This is a genomic window from Lentibacillus halophilus (assembly GCF_039522485.1).
GTDB classification, from domain to species: domain Bacteria; phylum Bacillota; class Bacilli; order Bacillales; family Amphibacillaceae; genus Lentibacillus; species Lentibacillus halophilus.
The window spans coordinates 69,822-94,705 of the sequence record NZ_BAAADM010000002.1 but is presented as its reverse complement, the minus strand read 5'-3'; the positions used below and the strand labels follow the sequence as shown (position 1 = coordinate 94,705).

Sequence of the window (24,884 nt, the reverse complement as noted above, 5' to 3'; positions counted from 1 at the left end):
ATAGACGTTAACGATTCAATCTATTATAATAGATTTGTTACTTAAGTCGTTAGTCAGAAGGAAAGAGGAGGTGACTATATGAGTGATCATCAAATCATGCAGGCCATTAAGGAATTGCAGGAACAGATGAATAATGGGTTTGAATCAGTCAATAAACGTTTTGAAGCGATAGACAGACGGTTTGAACAGGTAGAGAAACGGTTCGAAGCGATAGATAGACGTTTTGAACAGGTAGACAAACGATTTGAGGCGATAGATAATCGGTTTGATCGAATGGATGAAAAAATAGATAAGGTACAGGGAAGTGTCGATCTGCTGGCGAATAGAATCTGGAAAAATGAAAAGGACATTCATTGGATGAAGCAGACCATCGGGCAGGAATAGCTAAGGCAGTCAAAAAGGCTGCTTTTTTTATCACAGCCGCGTCCAAAACAACGGGATCGCGGCTGTGGTTGGTCCACACTATTTTGTTGTGATAACAATTTTTCCTTTGGCATGATGGGTTTCGCTCAACCGATGCGCATCACGCAACCCGTCTTGTGTCAGTGGGAATGTGTGCCCGATCACCGGCTTTATTTGGCCTTTTTCCATTAATTTTCCCAATTCGGCTAATTGGTTTCCATTTGGATTGAGCCAAAGCGAGTCGGCTTTCAGCTGGTTGGCTTCCGCCCGGTCCTGATCGGGTTGTCCGGCAATCGAAACAAGGCGTCCGCCGGCTTTTAGGACGTCATGGCTTTTGTCGAGGATATCGCCGCCGAGTGTATCAAGTACGATATCCGCATCTTGAATACCATCAGCAAAATCGGTCGTTTCATAATTAATGAATTCATCAACGCCCAATTCGTTTAAAAGCGCTTCATTTTTCCCGCTTGCGGTTGAGATGACATAGGCGCCAAAGCTTTTGGCAATTTGTATTCCAAAACTGCCGACCCCTCCGGAACCGGCGTGAATGAGAACTTTCTCACCGGATTGAATGGCGGCGAAATCCACCAGACATTGCCAGGCCGTTAATCCTGCGAGCGGAACGGCTGCCGCCTCTTGAAAAGATACGCCATCCGGTATGGCAGCAAGTTTTTGCTCGTCAACAGCCGCATACTCCGCATATGTGCCATTTTCATTCGCCGGTCTCGCAAATACGGCATCACCGGTCTGAAACTGAGTCACATTTGCTCCGACATCGCGAACGACTCCCGCTGCGTCCCAGCCGAGGATCAAAGGGAAGTCAAATGTCAGCATTTCTTTCATATAGCCTGCCCGCACTTTCCAATCAATCGGATTAATGGAGGTGGCATGCTGCTCCACCAGCACCTGATGATCGCTGATGGCCGGTTCAGGCATGTCTCTTTCTACTAATTCGTCGGCTTCTCCGTATTGATCAATCACAATTGCTTTCATGATGCACGCTCCTTTTTTGTAGTCACTTACCATCATTTCTATACCCATTTTAAGGAAAATATATGCATATACCGTGCAGTCGTTGCCGTTTCAGTCGTTTATATCGACGCTGGTAATCAGCCGGGCAATGTGTTTTGGTGATTGGTCCATGTTATTGGCCAGCCAATGTTTGATAACGTAGATGCTTCCCCCGATAATAAAGGTGCTCGCATATTCTGCATCCATAGTCTTGTTTTCGCTCCAGTTTTTGATCAGAAATTGACGGGCAACATCCATGACACGTCGTTCAAATGAAAGGTCGCCGTTTTCGTTCAGGAGTGTTTGGCAGACGTCGTACTTGGAGGCGATGTACTCCAACAGTTTCTCCGTCATTTGCAGTGATTCGTCATCCCGGTTGAAATTATACTGATGCAAATACGTGTTCAAGTCTGCAATGAGTTCTTCCTCTATTTGCTCCAGCAAATCCAGTTGATCGTTATAATGGGCATAAAACGTGGACCGGTTAATATCCGCTCGTTCGCAAATTTCTTTAACTGTGATGGATGAAATGGGTTTAGATTTTAATAATAAGATTAAACTGTCCTTTAAAACCATGCGGGTATATTGTTTTCGGCGGTCGATTTTTTTGTTCATCAAATCGTCACACTTTCATATTGGCGATTTAACAACGCATTTGCATTATGTGTTGCTTTTTGTACGCAAATTATCGGACTGTCTGTTGTAAATCCAACACAGTGTCTATTATACTGTTATCGTGTTCGATGAATCAAGAGAGGATGTACACCGATCGATATGACGGAACGTATTTTAAAACACAAAAAAGCCATTGTTATTATCTTTACCATATTAGCGTTGGTCAGTTCGTTGGTGCAGTTTGCTGTATCGGTCAATCATGACATGGTGGACTATTTGCCGGAGGATGCCCCGTCCATCGAGGCCAAGGATGTGATGGATGAAGAATTTGACGGCAGTGTGGCCAATGCACGCGTCATGATGCCGGACGTCACTATCCAGCAAGCTCTGTCATTTAAGAAAAAATTGAATGAAATTGATGGTGTTTCAAACGTCACGTGGCTGGATGACGCCATGGATATAACAACACCGATTGAAACAGCGGATCAGGATACCGTTGAATCGTACTATAAAAACAACAAAGCGTTGTTTTCGTTTGAAATTGCGGATGGTGAGGAAGTGAAAACGACCGATGCCGTCTACGATTTAATTGGTGACGAAGGTGCGTTGTCCGGGGATGCCCTGGATACTGCTTTGTCGCAAAAGAAAACGGGTAAAGAGGCAGGATTCGCTGCAGCGATTTTGGTGCCTGTCGTCATTCTGATTTTGTTTCTTTCGACGACATCGTGGGCTGAGCCACTTTTTTTCCTAACAGCGATCGGAGTTTCAGTCCTGATCAACCTGGGGACGAACATTTTTATTGGAGAAATTTCCTTTATCACGCAAGCAGTTGCACCGATTTTGCAGCTTGCTGTGTCGCTCGATTACGCCATTTTTCTTCTCCATAGTTTTGCCGATTACCGTCAGGAGGTCACCAGCCCAGCTGAAGCGATGAAAAAGGCGATGAAGCGTTCGTTTCCGGCGATTGCTGCCAGTGCTTCAACGACGTTCTTCGGATTCACTGCGCTCACCTTTATGGATTTTGAAATTGGTGCTGATTTAGGCTTGAATCTGGTAAAAGGCATTTTGCTCAGCTTTATCAGTGTCATGATTTTTCTGCCGGCACTGACGCTTATGTTGTATAAATGGATTGATAAAACGGAGCATAAGCCATTGCTGCCGAGCATTCCACGTGTCGGGAAGAATCTCATCAAATTACGCATCCCGGCGCTTATCGTTGTTCTGCTTTTAATCGTGCCAGCATTTTTGGCGCAAAGTGAGACCAATTTTCTTTACGGAATGGGGGATCATCCGGAGTCAACCCGGGCTGGAAGCGATGCTGCCACGATTAATGATACGTTCGGTAAGTTTACACCCATCGTTCTGCTCGTGCCAAAAGGGGATCTCGCGCGGGAAGATGAGCTTGTTCAGGAGCTTGATGATTTTGCGAACGTTAAAAGCACTGTTTCCTATGTCAGTAACGTCGGAGCGGGCATACCGACGGGCTACCTCGATGAATCGGCGAAAGAGCAGTTTTTCTCAGACAATTACAGCCGGATTGTTTTAAATACAACAACCGAGACAGAAGGGGAAACAGCCTTTTCTTTGGTGGAAAACGTCAGGGAGACAGCGGCGGATTATTATGGTAACGATTATTATGCGCTTGGAAAAAGTGTCACCTTGTATGATATGAAACATATTGTCGAGCAGGACAACACCGTGGTCAATGCACTGACGGTTATCACCATTGCGATCGTTCTACTAATGACGTTCCGGTCGATTTCGATACCGATTGTATTGCTGTTGACGATTCAATCGGCTGTATGGATCAATTTGTCCGTGCCGTATTTCACCGATTCACCGCTTGTCTATATCGGCTACCTGATTATTAGCACGGTGCAACTTGCGGCAACTGTGGACTACGCGATTTTGCTGACGGAAGCTTATACGGAAAATCGAAAAGCCATGCCCGCATTTGATGCCATTAAGAAAACGGTTGATGAAAAGATTTTCTCGATTGGTGTATCGGCATCCATTCTGTCCAGTGTCGGCTTTATTTTATGGACAACATCGACCGATCCGATCGTGTCGTCCATTGGGCTTTTGCTCGGACGGGGAGCGTTATTGGCATTCCTGCTGGTTGTGCTCTTTTTGCCGGCATTACTGCTTATATTTGACCGAATCATTGACAAAACGACGTGGAAATCCAAATTTTATAAAGGGACGTGATGCTATGCAGCCGAATAAATTAGTTATCGCCTTAATGAGTGCCGTGCTTATACTGGGATCGCCTTCATGGGCTGTGTTGGCTGAAAAGGCGGACAACGATGGAAGCGCGCAGACGCAGGACGGTGCCTATTCCGAAAAAGATGAAACGATTTATGGCAATCTGGGTGCTACCGGTACATTGCAGGATATGTATGTCGTCAACACGTTTCACATCACCAAACCCGGTGACATCGTCGACCATGGGAACTATACCGATGTGCGCAATTTAAGCAATTTAAAAACGATCGACCAATCGGGGAATACCATCCGTTTTCAAGCGGAAGGGGACGAATTTTATTATCAGGGAGACTTGAACAAACGCCCGCTTCCATGGAACATTGCTATCACCTACGTGTTGGACGGAGAAGAAGTAGCGCCGGATCAGTTAGCCGGTAAAAGCGGGGAGCTGGAAATGCGGATTCACACGTCCGGTAATGACAAGGCGGATCCTGCGTTTTTTAACAACTACATGCTGCAACTAACGATGACACTGGGGCCGGAAACATTTGATCATATTCAGGCACCGGATGGAACGAAAGCCACGTCGGGAAAGGATACCCAAGTGACGTTTACCGCCATGCCGGAAAAGGAAAAAATGTTTATTGTATCAGCTAATGTCACGGATTTTGAAATGGATCCGGTGAGTATTTCCGCTACGCCGGCTTCCATGCCGATTGAAAATCCGAATTTAGGTGATATGACGAGCGACATTCGGTCATTATCGCATTCGATTCGGGATATTAACCAGGGGGTCGGCGATTTGAACGACCGTATTTCCGATCTGCGTACAGGCGCTGCTGATGTGAACAATGGATCAAAGGAATTTTTGAATAGTATTAACAGTCTTGATCAACAGTCCAGTGAGCTTGTGACCGGATCCGCTGATATTCGTGATGCCTTGAAGCAAATGAACCAGTCTATGCAAAAAAATACCGGTACCCCGGACTTGAGTGATCTTAAAACATTGCCTGGCGGGCTTCGCGATCTGGCAAAAGGTTTGCGCGGAGCTGCTGATGGATTGGATACGCTAAAAGAAAGTTACAGCAAGGCTTATGGTCAATTGAATGAGGCTATACAAGGGATACCGGATTACGACATAAAAGACAATCAAATTAAAGCCCTGCTTCAAAACACGGAAGATCAGAACGGAAAAGCTGTCATCAAAAAACTTTCCGAAACCTATAAGGCCGCCCGTCAAGCGAAAGGGATATATCAAGCGTCTCGAGACGTATTTGATTCCGTTTCCTCCACACTGGGAAAAACAGCCGGTCATTTGCGGAGCATGGCTGATAAAGCTGACAATAAGGCATCCGAACTTGACAAAAATCTGAAAAACATGGATCAAATGGACGGATTGAAGGAGCTGCAGGAAGGGTTATCGTCACTCAGCAGTCAATATCAAACCTTCCATAGCGGACTGGTGGACTATACCGATGGCCTCGGCCGCTTGACGTCAACGTATCAGGACATTCATGCCGGTATTGGCGACCTTGAACAAGGGGCTTCTGCGCTGGATAGTGGCGCCAGTGACCTGAAAAACGGTACCCAGGAGCTGCAGAAAGAGACGAGCGACTTGCCCAGTGAGATGCAATCAGAAGTGGACGACATGATGGAGGGGTACGATGCATCGGACTTTGAGCCGAAATCATATGTCTCGGATCAAAATAAAAACGTGGACGTCGTGCAGTTTGTTCTGCAGACCGAACCAATTAAAAAAGAAGATGACGATACATCGGATAACGTCGAGGACGATAAGGAAAACAACGGATTTTGGGAGCGGCTGAAAAACCTTTTTCAATAAAACCGGCTGTTTCCAAACATGAAACCCAGCCTCTCGGAAACGAATGCAGGCTGGGTTTTTCATGTTATATCAGAAGCAACAACTATTTTGACTGATTACCGTTATTTGCTTAATGTGCCATGCGGGTCAATGACGAATTTTTTAGCAGCGCCGTCGTCAAATTCCTTATACCCTTGTGGTGCTTCATCCAGCGAAATAACAGTGGCATTTACGACATTGGCAATATCCGCTTTCTCATTCAAAATGGCGTTCATTAACTGACGATGGTACTTCATGGCCGGTGTCTGTCCCGTCGTGATGCTGTGAGCTTTGGACCAGCCCAAGCCGAAGCGCACTTTCAACGATCCCTGCTGCGAGTCTTTGTCTTTGGCACCGGGGTCATCGGTGACATACAGACCGGGCATGCCGTATTTACCACCGGCTTCAACGACGTCCATCATCGTGTTCAATACCGCTGCCGGGGCATCCTCGTGGTTTGTCCCGTGTCCGTACGCTTCAAACCCAACCGCATCAATGCCGCAGTCCACTTCAGGAACACCAAGAATTTGTTCGATTTGCTCGCCAACATCATCATGATCCTGCAGATTAATCGTTTCACAGCCGAAGCTACGTGCCTGTTTCAACCGTTCTTCTTTCAAATCACCGACGATAACAACAGCCGCTCCGAGCAACTGCGCCGAATGAGCAGCCGCCAGACCAACCGGCCCTGCTCCGGCTACATAAACCGTCGATCCTGTTGTAACGCCGGCATTCACGGCTCCGTGATACCCGGTTGGGAAAATATCGGATAACATCGTAAGGTCCAGAATCTTATCCATGGCTTGATCTTTGTCCGGGAATTTCAATAATTGAAAGTCGGCATAGGGCACCATGACATATTCGGACTGGCCGCCGACCCAGCCTCCCATGTCGACATAGCCGTATGCACCGCCCGGACGCGCAGGGTTCACATTCAGGCAGATATGCGTATCCTGACGACGGCACATTTTACAGCGGCCGCATGCCACGTTGAATGGGACGGAGACGATATCGCCTTTCTTTAAAAATTCCACGTCACGACCGACTTCAACGATTTCGCCGGTGATTTCATGGCCAAGCACCATTCCCTCCGGCGCTGTCGTACGGCCCCGGACCATGTGCTGGTCGCTGCCGCAAATATTGGTGACGATGTTCTTAATAATGACCCCGTGCTCACACTTGCGTCCGACATTTTCTTTGGGGACACCGGGGCCATCGCGCAAAACCAAATCCGGGTATGAAATATCCTGAACATCGACTTCACCATTTCCTAAGTATACGACACCACGATTATCAGCCATTAAAAATACCTCCTTGAGATAATGAAATAAACCAATAGGTAACTATTTACCATTCACCTTACTCATCCTATTCCCGTTTTTAGAGTTATAAAACTAAATATTGTAAAAAATTAGATTTATGGTGTCTTTAAACCATCTGATTGAGCACTGAAAAAATGGCTGATGAAAACCAATGCACTGGTTGTTTCTATTTTTCAGTCTGCCGATTGCGTGATAGGATAATGAATATGATTTCATCGCAAGGGGCTGAGATTTTGACTATATTAACCAATGACTGGGCATCGATTATAGAGAAAGAATTTCAAAAAGACTATTATGTGCAGCTGCGTTCATTTTTGAAACAGGAATATGGAACAGGTGCTGTTTATCCCGGTATGTATGATATTTTTAACGCTCTTCATTATACACGTTATGACAATACGAAAGTAGTTATTCTCGGACAGGATCCCTATCATGGCCCCAATCAGGCGCATGGATTAAGCTTTTCCGTCCAACCGGAAGTCACAGTACCACCCTCGTTAAAAAATATTTATAAGGAACTAAATGAAGATCTCGGCGTTCCCATTCCTGATCACGGATGCCTGACGGACTGGGCTGAACAAGGGATTCTGTTGTTAAACACCGTTTTGACCGTCCGGGCAGGGCAGCCGGCATCTCATCGGGGAAAAGGCTGGGAATATTTCACAAATGAAGTGATAAGGCAGGTGAATGCCAAACAGGATCCGGTTGTCTTTATCCTTTGGGGTCGGCACGCGCAAGCTAAAGAATCGTTGATTACTGCGCCGCACCATCTGATTTTGAAGTCACCGCACCCAAGCCCGTTTTCCGCCCATAAAGGGTTTTTTGGCAGTCGCCCGTTCTCTCGTGCCAATCAATTTTTACAAGAGGCTGGCCGCACGCCTATCGACTGGCGAATACAGGAATAAAAGATATGAGTGTTTAAAAAACGGTATAAGAACACTTGTTTGCGATCGTTTGGTATGGTATACTCACTATTAAATTAACAATACTCAGAATTGAATAAGGAGCCGATTTTGATATGAAATATTTTGCCGTCATTTTAACCATGCGGGATGAAGAAAAAAATCGATCATTTCGTCCGCAGCACTTGGCGTTTCTGGAGCAAATGAAACAGGAGCAAAAAGTCGTTATGAATGGTCCATTTACGGATGGAGCAGGGGGATTGGTTATATATGCTGCACATAATGAAGAAGAGGCCATCTCCTTTTTAAACCAGGACCCTTATATTGTAAATGGAGCTAGAAATTGGGAAATTCATGAATGGGCGCTGGAAACGAACGATAATTTTCAATTTTAACGTTCCCGGATTATGACAACGTGCACAGAATACGCTCGTGATTTAACTGGAAGAACAAGCAGAAATTGGGATTGGCTACTGCTCCTCACAAGATATCAAACACCAATTAACAGTTCTATTCTCTTGTTCTTCGCAGCCTCTCGTCCTTTTTGAACCTAATGGACACTGGATGACATGTTTATCTCATCCAGTGACAGCATTTCATGGAAGTACGGATTATTTAGTTTTTTCTTCACTTGTCGCCCCCAGTTTTTCACCGCATCCACCGTCGTATGTTCCAGTTCAGCGATTTTTTTGTAGGGCATCTCTTGAATAATAGCATAATTAACCCATTTCCATTGCTTGTCCGTCAATTGGGATTGAAGGTTCTTCCAAAGGTTGGAATCATCCAATGGCAAGGGGGAATTGGCGGTGATGGGACGGGCCCCTTCCGTACCCCGGTGGTAATTGCCGTCGGTGTATTGGGTCTGTTGTTCGTGAGCCGCCAGCTTCTTGATTTCATCTCGCCGGTTATCGCGGCGCATGCGATCAATCAGACGGTTCCGGATCATATAATTGAAATACGTTGCCATGGAGCCTTTGTCCGGCTGATACGTTTCATACGCGTTCCACAGCGCCACCAACCCTTCTTGAAAAAATTCCTGATGCGGATCACGGATATTCATTTTGTGAATTTGATAGTGAATCCGTCGCTCGTTTTGCTTGAAAATATCATCAAATGTCGGTTTTTGGTTCATGTGAAAACTCTCCCTTCTCACTAACTGTAACTCTTTTTACCCCTATAATCGAAACAAGAAGGGCAAAAAGTGTCGTCAGAAGGAAATTTTTTAATTTGTTTGTGTGGCGTCTCAATTTGTCCTAGACGATGCTGTTCTACGGTGCCAATTTCAAATATGAAACAAGTCCCCATCCAGGTACAGAAGGGGACATGTTGGGCATAATAGAATTTTTAAAATATGACGGCGGAATCGGGAAATGGTATTATTTGATGAGGATAAAGAAGGAGGCTTATGATGCACCATTTGCCTGAAGCTCTGCACATGTCATTTTATAATCAGCCTACCTTTCAATTGGCGCAGTCATTGCTTGGTCAACTCGTGTTCAAGGAAACGGATGAGGGAGTTGCCGGTGGATTCATCGTGGAAACAGAAGCCTATATCGGGCCGGATGACCGTGCGGCACACAGCTTTAATAACCGTCGCACAAAACGAACGGAAATCATGTTCGGTGAAGCCGGATATGTATATACCTTCACGATGCATACGCATTGCCTCTTTAATGTCGTAAGCGGCGATAGTGAAAAGCCTGAAGCGGTATTAATCCGTGGGGTAGAGCCTTATACCGGTCAAGAATTAATGGCGCAGCGCCGTCCAAAGGCTAAGAAAAAGGGCCAGTGGACCAATGGCCCCGGTAAATTAACACAAGCACTCGGTATCACCATGCGTGATTATGGCCATAGACTCGATCAGTCGCCGCTTTGGATGGCCCCGGGGAAACGCCCGGATACGACGGAAATCGTTTCAGGTCCACGAGTCGGAATTGGTAATGCCGGGGAAGCCAGATATTATCCGTGGCGTTTTTGGATGGAGGGAAACGCGTTTGTGTCCAAATAGAAGGGGCTGGGACATAAGACGTTTAGTCAAAGAAAAATCCGAACTATGATTCACAAATAATCTTAATTAGTTCGGAATGTTGTTTAGCGTAGGAAAAACACAAAGACTCCTGCGGGATGAAAAGCCTAGATGAGACACCGCAGTGCGATAAGCACGAGGAGGCTCAGCAGCGCCCGCGGCAAAGAAGACACTGTGAAAGCGACCAAAGGAAGCTTGAACAGATGTCGCACTTGTGCCTGGCAAGGTGAAAGCGCAGTGTTTTTCCGGAGCGGTGACTACTTCTTAACTATATCGTTCGTATTATTAGAATTGATTTGTTTAGTTATATCCCAGCCCCCTCGAAAAACATTGTGCTGAATCAGAGAGGATTTGCTTTCGTTGATCCTATTCGGCGGTGATAAACGCGTCGGCAATGCCTGCATTTTTAACCTTTTCCAGCTGACGTTCCGCATTTTCCCGATTTGAAAAGGCCCCTGCCTGTACACGGTACCAGCGTTCACCTGAAATGGTGACCGCCTCTACGAATGCATCCATTCCTTCTGATTGCAAATGATACACCCGGTTTTCTGCATTTTGGTTGTCCTTGAAAGAACCGGCGATGACTTTATAAAGCGTTTTAGAGGTTTTCCGGGGCTTCAAATGAAATGCGTTTGCCAACCCGGTCACATGCGCTTGTGCAACATCGTGTCGCCAGGACGAATCACGCATTAATGCGGCGTCATGGTCGTTATCGATAAACCCGTTTTCCGTCAAGAGTGCTGGCATCGTTGTTTCCCGCAGTACGTGGAAGTTAGCCTTTTTCTGACCACGGTCAGCAAGTTGATCGGCTTTAGCGACCGCCGTATGAATCGTGTCCTGATAATCAGCAGTTGCTGAGGTGTCGGACAGACTGCTGTGGATATAATCCTCGTACCCTTGAGCGGATCCGTTAAATGAATTGCAATGGATGGACAGATAGTAGTCCGCCCCCCATGCGTTGGCCTCGTCTGTACGCTCGCTCAAACGTTTGCTGCTGTCGTCGGTCCGGCTCATCGTGACATCGGCATCATGGTATTGTTTTGTTAACATCGTTCGGATTCGGAGCGATATATCTAGATTGATATCTTTTTCATTCATTCCGTTTCCTTGTGCACCCGTATCCGAACCACCATGGCCCGGATCCAAATAAAGTTTCATCACCATCACCTCCTTCTTATCAGTTTATTAAAGGAAAACATCGCTGCTTGGACAATCGACCGGATTTTCGACATATTGAGAAACGTGTTCAAAAATAAATGGGTAAAATAAGCAGGTATTGGGAAATGTTCAGCTTAGTTTAACGATGACACATTTTCCCGATAGAATTCGATTGTAGCAGTGATTCCTTCTATACCTACAATCGAATGGCAAAGGCGTGAGGTGTTGTTGGGAATAGGTTGGGGAGCAAACGGTTATTTTCCGGATACATAGAAAACTAAGCACCCATCCATAGAGTGGTGCTTAGTTTTCTTCAACGATTTGCTTATGGAATGCTCCCCGGTCACTTTTCGACTAATGCCTGTTCTTCAATATCAAGATACGTCAGCATATAAACCGATAATTCAGCCATGATTCGATTTTCAGGACTCATGAAGTCCTCGCCCAGCAGTTCTTTGATTCGATCCAGCCGATGATATAAGGTTTGGCGTACAATGTATAATTCTCGTGATGTGTCATTTTTGGAGCCTAAGTTTTTCAGGTAAATTTGAAATGTTTTCAGTAATTCCGTCCCATTTCGCTGATCATATGACATTAAGGGACCTACATAATGTTTAATCATTCTTTCGAGTTCATTTGTATTCTCTACCTGATTAACCAGCCGATACACGCCTAAATTATCGTAAAACGGTTCAGTCAATATGTCATGTTTCAATTGGTAGTTTAGAGTGGTTAATGCTGTCTGGTAACTTTGATAAAGAGATTCATAGTCAGATATGATCTTGCCAAAACTGATTCCTTGTATATGATGATAATTATTTGACGCATAAACCTGTTGAAGAGAATAATTCAGGCGCTCGTAACACGAATCATTCTCCTGTTGGTTAATGATTAATAACACATAGCCATTTTGAACGTTCCCTTTTGTTGTGAAGAGGTGAAATCCGTTATTTTCTAAAATGGAACGGAAAAACATAAACGTTTCAGTCATAAAACTATCATTTTCTTCTTCATACAGTGAATGCTTATCAGAAAGTACCCCTACAATAGCGTCATTGAATGTCGTTGTCGGGCTGCTTTCATATATTTTTTCAGTTATTTGTTTTCGAGAAAGGGGGCCATCCAACGCGTCCAGTAACCATTCATTTTGTTTTATTTGTTCTCTTTCCTTGGTTTGATAGTGTTTCCAGAAATATTGTTCGAGAAATTCACTGCATCGTTTGGCAGCTTCCTCATCAAACAAACTTATGTTATTTTGTTTCTCTAAAATATATAGGTAGGCGATTGGTTGATCCAATAAATGAATGGGATAGGCGTTATATGAGTTTGTGTCTTGTTGTATTTGTTCGATCCACTCGCTTTGCTTTCGTTTGGATGGAGAAGGAAAGAAGCGATACTGATCCTTGTTTTGGCTAAGTAACATTTGTTTGTTGGTTGCTTGATGCAACAATTTTAAAAAGTCACCAATAGGATAATTAGACACCAAAGAGTTATGGAGTTTTTTATATAGGTTGTCCAGTTTCCACCACGAATGTTGTTGATAGTTTAAAATAATTTCATGTAAGTCCATAGTTATATCAATGAATTTGACTTCCTTGTTGAATCCTATAACAGGAAGATTGTGCTTTTCAGCTATGTTAAGCATGTCTGTTGGCAACGTTTTGGAGTGTTCAACAAGTTCCACACAAAGCGCTGACGTCTCTTTCTCTAAAAGCTGTTCCAAAAAATAAACACTTTTCTCTTCATCGTTTATCCAATTTACTCCTGTTGTTAAAATAACTTCCTGACCATGAAGCAAATGTCCAAAATTATTTATTTCCACAACATGAACCCATTTCACTTTTTTATGAAGCCCATTTGTTCCTGCCAGTACTTCCGCTTCTTGAAATGATGGACGATTTAACATATCTTCAACAGCTAACATGTTTGCGGCCCCCTTTGAAGGTCATTGTATGGTATCTGAAATGTCATTATATGTATAGGTCACAGTTAAATACTTGCATTCAAATATAAATGTAAATGTAAGCGCAATCATAGTTTAACATTTTGTCTAATGATTTAAAAGTTTCCGAATTATATAATTTAATTAACACATGAAAAGGGAGGTCATTATTTATGGAGTCTACTCTGGAGAATTTTAGTTCAGTGCTCAAGGACAAAACGGAAATTCAAAATATGTATATTAATGGGGAATGGGTCTCTAGCACTACAAATAAATCTCGTGAAATATTAAACCCCGCTAACAATGAAGTGATTGCGACTGTTACGGATGGAGGGGTTGATGAAGTTAAAAAGGCTGTTGAAGCTGCTCATGATGCTTTTGAAGGCGAATGGAAGACAACTTACGCTCGTACCAGGTCAGATCTTCTGTTGAAATTATCAAATAAACTGGAAGAACGAAAAGAAGAATTCGCTATGCTGGAGACATTAAATAATGGGAAAACGTATGCGGACTCCATAGATGATATTGAAGATTCTATTAATCAATTTCAATATTATGCAGGTCTTGCAACAAAACCATTTGGCCAAACATATGAGGTTCCTGATGAAATTCAAGCTATGGTTGTGCGTGAGCCGGTCGGAGTGGTTGCTCAGATTGTCCCTTGGAATTATCCATTAGTAATGGCGACTCAAAAAATGGCTGCAGCACTAGCTGCCGGATGTACTGTCATTGTTAAGCCGGCTTCACAAACGCCGCTTACAATTATCAGGCTATTTGAAATCATTGATGAAATCGATTTCCCTGAGGGTACAGCAAATTTAGTTCTTGGTTCCGGATCTGTGGCGGGTGATGCTCTGGTGAATCATACAAAAGTAAATAAAATAGCCTTCACTGGTGGAACATCAACTGGTAAGCAGATCATTAGAGATTCAGCAGATACAATCAAAAAGGTTGGATTAGAACTGGGTGGGAAATCGCCAAATATTGTGTTTGGTGACGCGGATTTTGAGACTGCGGTCGACTATGCATTATTGGCCATTTTCGCCCAGCAAGGAGAGGTTTGTTCAGCCGGATCGCGACTTATTTTAGAACGAAGCATCTATGACAAGTTTGTTTCTGAATTGGTTGATCGTGCTAAAAAGATAAAGGTTGGTCCGGGTTGGAAGGAAGATACCGAAATGGGCCCACTAATATCCAAAGGTCATATGGAAAGCGTTCTGGAATATGTCAATATAGGTATAGAAGAGGGTGCAAAACTTTTATGCGGCGGTAATCAGATCACTAGCGGAGAACTGGTGCAGGGTAATTATATGGAACCTACCATCTTTTCAAATACAACGCCCGATATGAGAATAGTACAGGAAGAAATCTTTGGGCCGGTACTTGTTATTCAGGTTTTTGATACAGAAGAGGAAGCAATTAAATTAGCGAACGATACAGTTTACGGGCTTGCTGCTGCAGTGTTCACGAACGATGGTTCTAAAGCACAGCGTGTGATTAGAAATTTGCAAGCAGGCATCACTTGGGTAAATACGTATCACCCAACATTCAATGAAGCACCATGGAGCGGATACAAACAAAGCGGCCTTGGCAGTGACTTAGGAACGTATGGGTTTGAAGAATATCTGACTACAAAACAAGTAAATGTAGCGCTTAATGTGCAGCCTTCAGGCTGGTATAAAGGGTAAGTTGATTTAAATTTCTGTAGGGAAATATGTCTGCTTTTTACTTTCCCATAATAGTTGAAGGAATAATGAGAACCATCCTTTCCTATTATCAGAAATGTTAAAATGTGTAACCTAGCATGTTAAAATAAACACTTTTCTATATAAATGGAAAAACGATGTTTAGGTGATAAACGGGAATATACGGGAAAATTCACATCATGTAAGACTAAGTAATATGACAAAAATCAACATTATGTTTTATGGAGGGAATATTATGACTATAGAATTTGAATTCAATCTTCCAACCAAAATTGAATTTGGAAGAGGAAAACTTAAAAAATTAGGTAATTTTATTAATGACATCAATGGAAAAAAGGTGCTAATAGTAACAGATAAAGGTTTAGTAAAATCTGGAATTATTGATAAAGTAAAAAAGATATTAGATGATGAAAAAATCTCTTATACAGTGTTTGATGAAGTAAAGCCTAATCCTAAAGATGTAGATTGTGAAAGAGCTTATAAATTAGCCTTACAAGAAAATGTAGATTCCTTAATTGGAATTGGCGGTGGGAGTTCAATGGATACTGCAAAAGCAGTAGGAACTCTTCTGACACATGGAGGAAAATTAAAGAACTGGTATGGCTTTGACAAATTAAGAAAAACTATACCGCCACTTATTTGTATACCTACAACAGCTGGCACGGGGAGTGAAATAACAACTTTTTCTGTAATAACAGACACTGAAACTAACTATAAGATGAATATAGTTGATCTAAAAGTTGCACCTCAAATTGCTTTGTTAGATCCTGAATTAACTATCAGCTTACCTAAAGAAGTCACTGCGTCAACTGGTATGGATGCTCTCACGCACGCGATTGAAGCTTATACATGCAATGTATCTCAACCAATTACAGATGGACTTGCACTTCATGCTATTGATCTTATTACCGAGCACCTACCCATAGTTGTAAAGGATGGGGAAAACATGGAGTCTAGAGAAAGGATGCTAGCTGCAAGCCTTATGGCAGGGATATCATTTGGGAACGCCGACGTTGCTAGTGTGCATTGTATGGCTGAATCACTTGGAGGACTTTATGATACACCACATGGAGTAGCAAACTCAATGATGTTGCCATATGTATTTGAATATAATATACCTTCTAACATGGAAAAACATTCTATTATTGCTCGCCGTTTGGGTGCTGATAAGTTTGACTTAGAGAAAAATGCGTATGAAGGAGTGTTACTTCTTAAGAAATTAGCAGAAGATCTTAATATTCCCAGGATGAGTGATTTAGAATATATTAATCCTGAAGATTTTGAATATCTAGCCGAAGGCGCTTTAAATAATATATCCCATCCAAGTAATCCACGGAAAATAATGAAAAAAGATTATGTTGATCTATTCAAAAAAATATACGCTGAATAATATATACTGAGGAAATGTAGGATCTATTAGTGTGGCATCGCTAGTTCGTCTAAGAACTATTATAAATGATCACTTCTTTGTGTGAACTAGCGATGCTCATAAAAAGAAAAGTCCTTGGAGGTAATATTTATGAGTGAGATTAAAAAGCTTAAACGAGTTCTTGGTTTTTGGCCAGCCTATGGAGCAGCTGTAGGCTTGGTAGTATCCGGAACGGCTATGTTTTCTGTTGGAAATGTAGGAGGAACTACGGGATATGCAACCATTATAACAGCAGCAATTGCACTAATACCAATGATGTGTGCTGCTTTTGCTTATGGTGAATTAGCATCAATGTTGCCAGGAAGTGGAATGATTTCTGACTATACCTTGCCAGCACTTGGTCGATTTTGGTCAATTTTTTCATTGCTTAGTGGATATGTAGTATTAATTGCGGCAGATGGAGGCACCCAATTAGTAATGGGTGGTCTATCTATGAATTCATTAGTCGGAATTCCACAGCCGATAGTGACTGCAACTTTATTTTTATTTGTTATTTTTATTAATTTAAGGGGCGTTGGGTTTTATGGAAAGACAGAGGCAATAGTCACAGTTGCGATGATGATTGTGTTTGCGCTTCTTTCTATTTTAGGATTTGCGCGTGTTGGTGAAACCATGGGAGCCGTTCCGGTTAATGAGTCTTTATCTTTTCTTCCAGAAGGAGGATGGACTACTGTATTTGGGACTGTTGGTGTGGCCATTTGGTTTTTTATTGGGTTTGAATTTGCCTTGCCGTTAGCAGAAGAAAATAAGAAACCATATAGGAACCTTCCGTACGGTTTAATATTAGGTTTATTATCTATATATATAATTGATATTATCTTCTCGGCAGCAAGTGTAAGATACACATCACTAGATGTCTTGCTTAATTCTGCTATTCCACATGTAGAAGGAGCACGTGCAATGCTGGGTGAGGCTGGATTTATCACCATATCTCTGCTTACCATTGCGGCATCACTTACAACAGCTAATGCTTATACAGCAGCACTTCCTAGAATGCTCTATGGGATGGCAAGGGAAAGCTTAGTACCGTCAATGTTTGCTAAAATACATCCAAAATACAGGACACCATGGAACGGGATTTTTTTTACAGGCCTTTTGATGTTTATCACCTTCTTGTACATCACTATGAACGGAGCTGATGTCGATACGGTGCTAGTCTTTATTAATACCGCCAGTATCACTTGGATGATCTCTTATGCCATTGCAATGTTGAATGTGTTAATTCTCAGGAAAAAATACCCTGATTTTCCAAGATTGTGGAAGGCACCTTTGGCCTGGGTTACGCTACCAATTGGTATACTTGGGGTTATCTATGCAATATGGACTCTTAAGCCTTATTGGATGAACGCATTGATTGCAATGGCGATAGTTGCTATTTATGCCTTGTTATGGCTCAATTATAAAAAAATCCCGATTTTCGAAAAAACTCCTCTTGAAAATATCACAAAAGAGATTCAAACTCGTTCAGAATACTTGCCGATATGGGATGAAAAAGTGACAGAATGGTTGAACAAGCAATCCCCAAGATGACTCCATGAACCGATAACATCGATAATAGTTAAATAATGAAATAGAAAGGAATTTAAATATCAAAAATGATAACTTAGTTAACCAAAAGACAAAGAACGACAATGCGATGGGTATATTAAATCGAAAAGCAAATGATAAGTTGAATTTAGTTGCAAACATTTATTCGAATGCTTTAAATGGATACTGGAAAACAGGTTATGATGGATTTTTATGTAAGAAAGTTTACTTTGATAATCTATACTTTTTGAAAGAGTTAAAAATGAGTTATTTACTGAAAGACAGATTCTTTGCGCGGAGCTATGATTTGGTATTTGAATTTGAGATACCTGCTATTTTTAATGAAAATATGAAATTTAAACTATGTTATTTAGGGAAAACTAAAGTCGATGGTGCTCAATTTTCTATATTAAACGGAAATCAAGAGGCAGCTTCTATATTAGAAAAACTTAATAATCCATTAATAATTAGTAGGTTAGTAAAATTAGATCTACTAAACTTGAATTTAGAATATTCAATTCGAAAGAAAAGGTGGTATATCCGGACTGATAGCTTAATTGGATCTACTACATGGAATCTAATTCCACCCGCCTTACAAGTAATTAAACCTAAAGAAAAAGAATGTGTGTTTATGATTGAACTGTTTGAGCTGATTGCAAATGCTTTGCGAGATAATTAATTAACTTGCCTATGTCGGGGTTGAAAAATACAATGCGATTTATTTCGGCTCTGGAAGTTTGGAACAAGCCATGCAGTAGAAGAATGGGTTCATGTAGAAGAAATCGAACAGTGTGCAGGGATATTTAAGGCTCTATCCCTAACAGTTAAATAGTTATGGAATTTAGCAGAATTACCTTTTAATAGAAAATTTAGTTAGGTGTTGATATCAAACTAAAATCATTTAACTTTCTGTCTAATGAAATAAAGATTTATCCCTTTTAATATGAATATAGGAATTAGAGTTCTAAGTGTCTGTAATTCCAAATCTTGTTTCAATAGAAAAAAAGGAGGCATCACCACAATGGATACTAAATCCAACGAATTATTGAACAAAGACGAAAAATATGTATGGCATGCAATGCGGTATTATAATCCGGATGCAACCATGGTTATCCGTGAAGGGGACGGTGCATGGGTAACCGATATTAATGAAAATAGTTATCTGGATGGGATGTCCGGTCTTTGGTGTGTGAATGTTGGTTATGGCCGGGAGGAATTGGCACAGGCATCTTATGAGCAAATGAAAAAGCTGCCGTATTTTCCAATGACCCAAAGCCATATACCAGCCATTAAGCTTGGTGAAAAAATAAATGAATGGCTTGGCGATGATTATGTTATGTTCTTTTCCAATAGCGGATCGGAAGCAAATGAAACCGCTTTTAAGATGGTTCGTCAATTTCATCAGCAAAATGGCGAGCCAGAACGGCAAAAGTTTATATCACGTTACCGTGCCTATCACGGAAATACGATGGGATCCCTTGCAGCGACTGGCCAGGCAGAGCGGAAGTATCGGTATGAACCATTAGCACCGGGCTTTCTTCATGTCACACCACCGGATATGTATCGAAGCCCATATAAGGGGACGAAGGAAGAACAAAGTATTGCGTGCGCGGATGAAATTGATCGTGTCATGACATGGGAATTGGATAAAACGATAGCTGCTGTCATTATGGAGCCGATTATTACCGGCGGTGGCGTCATTATGCCGCATGACAGTTACTTGCAGCGCGTAAGAGACATTTGTGACAAACACGGAGCACTTTTAATCATTGATGAAGTGATTTGCGGGTTTGGCAGAACCGGGAAGCCTTTTGGTTTTCAAAATTACGGTGTAAAACCTGATATTGTAACGATGGCCAAGGGCGTTACCAGTGCCTACCTTCCGCTGTCGGTAACAGCAGTCAGAAGAGAGGTTTATGAATCGTTTATGGGAACGGAAGAATATGATAACTTCCGGCATGTTAATACGTTTGGGGGGAATCCAACATCGTGTGCTGTTGCGTTAAAAAATATAGAGATCCTGGAGAGGGAGAATCTTGTTGAACGCTCGGCAACCATGGGTGAAAGGCTGCTAGATGAGATGTCGGAACTTGAAGAGCATCCGTATGTCGGCGATGTTCGTGGGAAAGGGCTTCTTTTAGGAATTGAATTGGTTGAAAACAAGGAAACCAAAGAACCTGCCACATCCGATAAACTCGATAGTGTTATTTCCTTCTGTAAACAAAAAGGGTTGATCATCGGTAAAAACGGGGACACCGTTGCTGGCTATAATAATATTTTGACGCTCAGTCCGCCGCTCAGCATAACTGAGGAAGATTTTAAGTTTATTACAAAAACGGTAAAAGAAGCATTTGCACAACTCTAATTCTATCAATTTAAAGTAAGAATAATCATTTCGGGAGGTATGGATATGGTTCAAACACAAGTGAACGTACTAAAAAATTACGTCGGTGGCGAATGGGTGGAAGCCGGGACTGATAAAACAGAGGAAGTCATCAACCCGGCCACAGGCGAAGTGATTGCGCACACACCCATTTCGACTCAGGAAGATGTGGATAATGCCGTAAAAAAAGCGAATGAAGCCTATGAGGAATGGAAAGAAATGCCTGTGCCAAAACGGGCACGGATTATGTTCAAGTACCAGCAATTGCTTGTCGATCACTGGGATGAGTTGGCCGAAATTATTACAACAGAAAACGGAAAAAGTTTCAAGGAAGCAAAAGGGGAAGTCCAGCGTGGCATTGAAAATGTGGAATTTGCGGCCGGTGCGCCTTCTTTAATGATGGGGGAACAATTACCGTCGATTGCATCCGGTTTAGAATCTGGTGTCTATCGTTATCCCATCGGTGTTGTTGGCGGCATTACACCATTCAACTTTCCGATGATGGTTCCTGCTTGGATGTTCCCGATGGCGATTGTGACAGGAAATACGTTTGTTTTAAAACCTTCCGAGCGTACGCCATTGCTGGCCAACCGACTGGCGGAATTGATGGAAGAAGCCGGGTTGCCTGAAGGTGTTCTCAATATTGTTCATGGTGCTCATGATGTCGTTAATGGGCTACTGGATCATAACGATGTAGCAGCGATTTCATTCGTAGGTTCCCAGCCTGTGGCGGAATATGTCTATAAACGGGGGACGCATAATCTCAAACGGGTGCAAGCATTGGCAGGAGCGAAAAACCACTCAATCGTATTAAATGATGCCAACCTGGATAATGCGACGACGCAAATACTTGGCGCGGCATTTGGTTCGGCCGGCGAACGGTGTATGGCGGCTTCCGTTGTTGCTGTTGAGGATTCCGTGGCTGATGAATTTATTGAGCAGCTTGTTCAAAAGGCCAATGAGATTAAAATTGGAAATGGGTTGGATGAAGGCGTATTTTTGGGACCGGTAATTCGCGATGATCATAAGAAAAAGACCATGCAATATATTGAAACAGGTGAAAAGGAAGGCGCAACAATGGTCCGGGACGGGCGTAATGATGAAGAGGCAAAGAGAGAAGGGTACTTTGTCGGGCCTACGATTTTTGACCATGTAACAACCGAAATGACGATTTGGCAGGATGAAATGTTTGCTCCCATTCTATCGATCGCCCGTGTGAAGGACTTGGATGATGCGGTTGACTTAACGAATCAGTCGCCTTTTGCGAACGGATCCTGCATTTTCACCAACGATGGTGGAAGTGTGCGTCAATTCCGAGAGACTATTGACGCGGGAATGCTTGGTGTGAACATTGGTGTACCGGCTCCAATGGCGTTTTTCCCGTTTTCAGGATGGAAAGATTCGTTCTATGGTGATTTGCATGCGAATGGAAAAGACGGGGTTGAGTTTTATACACGGAAAAAAGTGATAACGACACGTTGGGTTTAATGGCTTTGGTTTTCTAGTTATACTGAAAAAAGACGTACAGAGTGACCCCCTAGCCCGTTTTAAATTGTCAATCACGGGTGGGGGTTCACTTTTTTTGTTAACGTTTTTAACGATGGTCCACTGATCGTATTATCCATGCTTATGAACATAATCATAAATTTATGCGATGTGTTATAAAAGCATTAAACCCGCAACTAATGATAAACGGCATAAAGCTTGAACAGGCAGTCTGTCACATGAACATCTATTGTTGGTTTTGTTTCACCCACTAACTAGAGTAGTTGGCATGATATTTGCTATACTAATAATGAAAACGATTAAGGGAGGTTTTTAAGATGGCAAAGGACCAACAGGTAATGGGTTCCACAACGGATGAGTTAGTTGAATTGGATAAACGACATTTTATACACCCGACGTCATCGCCCAAGGCTGCTGCTGAAGAGGGACCGGGTATCATTTTTTCTGAAGGCAATGGTATTTATGTCAATAATATGGAAGGCGAAGCATATATCGATGGGATGTCGATGCTCTGGAATGTGAACGTGGGGCACGGTCAAAAGGAATTGGCCGACGCGGCAAGTGAGCAAATGATGAAAATGGCTTATTCATCCGCGTTCAAAGGCTTTTCAAATGAACCGGCTATTAAATTGGCGGAAAAGCTGGCATCAATGGCACCCGGAGATCTGAATTCCGTATTTTTCACATCGGGTGGATCCGAATCGAACGACACAGCATTTAAATTGTCCCGCTTTTATTGGGAGTTAAAAGGTCAGCCAAATAAGAAAAAGATTATTGGAACGAAAGCCGGGTATCATGGTGTCACACAAGCATCTCAAAGTGCGACCGGCATTCCCGCCACTCATACGTTTGCTGGCTCCAATATAAAAGGATTCTTTCATGCCACACCGCATTTAACCAATTGTGAATTAGGGGATACCACTGATCCGGATTATGAGCATTCCATACGGGCGCTTATCGAACAGGAAGGTGCTGATACCATTTCTGCGGTCGTCATGGAACCTGTACAAGGCGCTGGTGGGGTGAATATGCCACCTGAGGGCTATATAGAAGCCGTCAGAAAGCTTTGTGACGAGTTTAACATTTTGTTCATAGCCGATGAGGTTATTTGCGGTTTTGGGCGTACTGGAAAAATGTTTGGCGTGGAAAACTGGAATGTCATACCGGATATGATGTGTATGGCCAAAGGAATCACCAGTGGTTATTCACAGCTGGGTGGCGTTATGATCAGCGATAAAATAAGAGAGTACATTATCGGTTATGAGAATGTGATGTCACATGGTTTTACCTACAGTGGCCATCCAACAGCGTGTGCGGTTGCTCTGAAGAACATCGAAATCATTGAACGTGAAAATCTGGTCAGTCATGTGAAAGACATGGAAGACGAGTTGCGCAAAGGACTTGCATATTTAGAAGAGAAGCATGACACGGTACGAAATTGCCGTACACTCGGGCTGCTGGCGGCGTTTGAACTATACAATCCTGACACAGGAGAAACGTTCGATTCATCATTACAAGCGGCAGCTTCGGTTGTTAATGCGTGCTTTGACCGTAAATTGATTTTAAGAAATATTGGCGATTATAAAGTTGCCATTGCACCACCTTTTGTGATTACTCAAGAGGAAATTAAAAAAATGATAAATATTATCGATGAGTCGATAACGGCGTTTGAAAACACGCTTTAATGAAAACGGTCGAAACGACGCTGGATCGTATGTCTTTCTGAATATGACTTCTGATTGCTGAAACAGGAAGAAGGCATCCAGAGAACGTATTCCCATGGGCCTTCTTCCAAATGTTTTGGACGCATGTGATGGATTGACCGCTGTATAAGCCGACATGTTTGCTGACTAATTCTGCTGATGTTTTTTATATTTACGGCTGACAGCGGATTGACTAATATTTAAAGCCTCTGCCGCTTTGGTCGTGGTTTTATATTTCTTCATGGCAAGTGCTATCAATTGTTCTTCAACTGATGTTTGTGCTTCATCAAGCGGGATGATATCCGTTATGATGGGTTGATGCTTGCCGCTTTCTCCCAGTCGTAACAATGTTTTTACGGAATCCGCTGAGATGACTTGTTCTTCGGTGGTTACGACCAAACGTTCAATGATATTTTGAAGCTCACGGATGTTTCCAGGCCACGAATAGACTTCCAATAGATTAAGAGCATCTGGTGAAAAATAATACGTCTTTTCGTATTTCGTGTTCAATTTTTGCAAAAAGTGATAAGCCAACAACGGAATATCCTCGGTGCGTTCCCGCAGTGGTGGTACTGTAATCGGAATGACGTTAATGCGGTAGTACAGATCCTCCCGAAACCTTCCCTCACGAACCATTTTGTCCAGGTCTTTATTGGTAGTAGCGATGATTTGCACATCGACCGATACGGGTTGAGAGCTTCCTACGGGGATAATTTCCCCCTCTTGCAGCACGCGCAACAATTTGACTTGAAGATTTTGAGAAACCTCCCCGATTTCATCTAATACCAGAACGCCTTGATGGGCCTGTTGAAAGTATCCTTTTTTGCCTTGATTATGTGCTCCGGTGAAAGCACCTTTTACATAGCCAAATAATTCACTTTCCAGCAAATCTTCCGGTATCGCTCCGCAATTAATCGACAAAAATGGTTTGTTGGCGCGTCGTCCGTACTTATGAATCGTTCGTGTAATCACTTCTTTGCCAACCCCTGATTCACCTGTAATAAGCACGGTTGAATGAAACTCAGCCAGTTTATTCACCTTCAGCATGACTTGTTCCATGGCAGCACTGCAGTAAATAACGTCATGATTCATACTTTCCAGATTACGCAATCGTTCCAATTCCTGTTTATAGCGATGCGTCAGTTTTTTAGTTTCGTCCAGTTCCGACTTGAGCTGTGTCGTTTCT

20 protein-coding genes are annotated in these 24,884 nt (G+C 42.7%); 13 read left to right on the top strand and 7 right to left on the bottom strand.

Annotated features, from left to right (window positions below; genetic code table 11):
• The first annotated feature begins 78 nt into the window (after nt 1-78).
• Complete coding sequence (locus tag ABDZ72_RS00460; RefSeq protein WP_343750438.1) at nt 79-384, top strand: hypothetical protein; 306 nt, start codon at nt 79-81, stop codon at nt 382-384.
• Nucleotides 385-462: 78 nt separating this feature from the next.
• Here ABDZ72_RS00460 and ABDZ72_RS00455 read toward each other — a convergent pair whose 3' ends face one another.
• Both ABDZ72_RS00455 and ABDZ72_RS00450 read right to left on the bottom strand, forming a co-directional pair.
• Nucleotides 463-1,395 carry an NADP-dependent oxidoreductase gene (locus ABDZ72_RS00455; protein ID WP_343750437.1) on the bottom strand — a complete coding sequence of 311 codons (933 nt, stop codon included), beginning with the start codon at nt 1,393-1,395 and terminating at the stop codon, nt 463-465.
• A gap of 90 nt (nt 1,396-1,485) precedes the next feature.
• Nucleotides 1,486-2,028 (bottom strand): TetR/AcrR family transcriptional regulator, encoded by a 543-nt coding sequence (locus ABDZ72_RS00450; RefSeq protein ID WP_343750436.1) that lies wholly within the window; start codon nt 2,026-2,028, stop codon nt 1,486-1,488.
• 159 nt (nt 2,029-2,187) lie between these two features.
• Between ABDZ72_RS00450 and ABDZ72_RS00445 the strand changes: the two genes are divergently transcribed.
• Both ABDZ72_RS00445 and ABDZ72_RS00440 read left to right on the top strand, forming a co-directional pair.
• Nucleotides 2,188-4,236 (top strand): efflux RND transporter permease subunit, encoded by a 2,049-nt coding sequence (locus ABDZ72_RS00445; RefSeq protein ID WP_343750434.1) that lies wholly within the window; start codon nt 2,188-2,190, stop codon nt 4,234-4,236.
• A 4-nt stretch (nt 4,237-4,240) separates the two neighbouring features.
• A complete protein-coding gene (locus ABDZ72_RS00440) occupies nt 4,241-6,076 on the top strand; it encodes a YhgE/Pip domain-containing protein (protein WP_343750433.1) in 1,836 nt (611 codons plus the stop codon).
• Between the two features lie 101 nt (nt 6,077-6,177).
• On the opposite strand, the gene fdhA is transcribed toward ABDZ72_RS00440, so the two are convergent.
• Nucleotides 6,178-7,395, bottom strand: a complete 1,218-nt coding sequence (fdhA, locus tag ABDZ72_RS00435; protein WP_343750432.1) for a formaldehyde dehydrogenase, glutathione-independent — start codon at nt 7,393-7,395, stop codon at nt 6,178-6,180.
• 254 nt (nt 7,396-7,649) lie between these two features.
• On the opposite strand from fdhA, the gene ABDZ72_RS00430 reads away from it, so the two are divergent.
• On the top strand, nt 7,650-8,321 hold the full coding sequence (locus ABDZ72_RS00430; protein WP_343750431.1) for a uracil-DNA glycosylase: 672 nt from the start codon (nt 7,650-7,652) through the stop codon (nt 8,319-8,321).
• 113 nt (nt 8,322-8,434) lie between these two features.
• Nucleotides 8,435-8,713 carry a YciI family protein gene (locus ABDZ72_RS00425; RefSeq protein WP_343750429.1) on the top strand — a complete coding sequence of 93 codons (279 nt, stop codon included), beginning with the start codon at nt 8,435-8,437 and terminating at the stop codon, nt 8,711-8,713.
• 155 nt (nt 8,714-8,868) lie between these two features.
• On the opposite strand, the gene ABDZ72_RS00420 is transcribed toward ABDZ72_RS00425, so the two are convergent.
• Nucleotides 8,869-9,450 (bottom strand): sigma-70 family RNA polymerase sigma factor, encoded by a 582-nt coding sequence (locus ABDZ72_RS00420; protein ID WP_343750428.1) that lies wholly within the window; start codon nt 9,448-9,450, stop codon nt 8,869-8,871.
• Between the two features lie 276 nt (nt 9,451-9,726).
• Here ABDZ72_RS00420 and ABDZ72_RS00415 point away from each other — a divergent pair, with 276 nt between their 5' ends.
• Entirely contained in the window at nt 9,727-10,326 is a 600-nt protein-coding gene (locus tag ABDZ72_RS00415) for a DNA-3-methyladenine glycosylase (protein WP_343750427.1), read from the top strand.
• Nucleotides 10,327-10,710: 384 nt separating this feature from the next.
• Here the strand turns inward: ABDZ72_RS00415 and ABDZ72_RS00410 are convergent, their stop codons facing one another.
• Together ABDZ72_RS00410 and ABDZ72_RS00405 are read right to left on the bottom strand one after the other, a co-directional pair.
• Nucleotides 10,711-11,502, bottom strand: a complete 792-nt coding sequence (locus ABDZ72_RS00410; RefSeq protein WP_343750426.1) for an N-acetylmuramoyl-L-alanine amidase — start codon at nt 11,500-11,502, stop codon at nt 10,711-10,713.
• Nucleotides 11,503-11,845: 343 nt separating this feature from the next.
• A complete protein-coding gene (locus ABDZ72_RS00405; RefSeq protein ID WP_343750425.1) occupies nt 11,846-13,426 on the bottom strand; it encodes a PucR family transcriptional regulator in 1,581 nt (526 codons plus the stop codon).
• Between the two features lie 191 nt (nt 13,427-13,617).
• Between ABDZ72_RS00405 and ABDZ72_RS00400 the strand changes: the two genes are divergently transcribed.
• The 7 genes from ABDZ72_RS00400 (at nt 13,618) to ABDZ72_RS00370 (ending at nt 23,680) form a co-directional block, all read left to right on the top strand.
• Nucleotides 13,618-15,132 carry an aldehyde dehydrogenase family protein gene (locus tag ABDZ72_RS00400; protein WP_343750424.1) on the top strand — a complete coding sequence of 505 codons (1,515 nt, stop codon included), beginning with the start codon at nt 13,618-13,620 and terminating at the stop codon, nt 15,130-15,132.
• 253 nt (nt 15,133-15,385) lie between these two features.
• Nucleotides 15,386-16,540 (top strand): iron-containing alcohol dehydrogenase, encoded by a 1,155-nt coding sequence (locus tag ABDZ72_RS00395; RefSeq protein WP_343750422.1) that lies wholly within the window; start codon nt 15,386-15,388, stop codon nt 16,538-16,540.
• 129 nt (nt 16,541-16,669) lie between these two features.
• A complete protein-coding gene (locus ABDZ72_RS00390) occupies nt 16,670-18,109 on the top strand; it encodes an APC family permease (RefSeq protein WP_343750420.1) in 1,440 nt (479 codons plus the stop codon).
• 106 nt (nt 18,110-18,215) lie between these two features.
• The gene (locus tag ABDZ72_RS00385) at nt 18,216-18,785 is read left to right on the top strand and encodes a DUF3156 family protein (RefSeq protein ID WP_343750419.1); all 570 of its coding nucleotides are present in this window, start codon (nt 18,216-18,218) and stop codon (nt 18,783-18,785) included.
• A gap of 342 nt (nt 18,786-19,127) precedes the next feature.
• Complete coding sequence (locus ABDZ72_RS00380) at nt 19,128-20,471, top strand: aspartate aminotransferase family protein (RefSeq protein WP_343750418.1); 1,344 nt, start codon at nt 19,128-19,130, stop codon at nt 20,469-20,471.
• A gap of 45 nt (nt 20,472-20,516) precedes the next feature.
• A complete protein-coding gene (locus ABDZ72_RS00375; protein WP_343750417.1) occupies nt 20,517-21,977 on the top strand; it encodes a CoA-acylating methylmalonate-semialdehyde dehydrogenase in 1,461 nt (486 codons plus the stop codon).
• 335 nt (nt 21,978-22,312) lie between these two features.
• The gene (locus ABDZ72_RS00370; RefSeq protein ID WP_343750415.1) at nt 22,313-23,680 is read left to right on the top strand and encodes an aminotransferase family protein; all 1,368 of its coding nucleotides are present in this window, start codon (nt 22,313-22,315) and stop codon (nt 23,678-23,680) included.
• Nucleotides 23,681-23,845: 165 nt separating this feature from the next.
• Here ABDZ72_RS00370 and ABDZ72_RS00365 read toward each other — a convergent pair.
• Nucleotides 23,846-24,884, bottom strand: a 1,039-nt coding sequence (locus ABDZ72_RS00365) for a sigma-54 interaction domain-containing protein (protein WP_343750414.1), incomplete at its 5' end; no start/stop codon positions are given.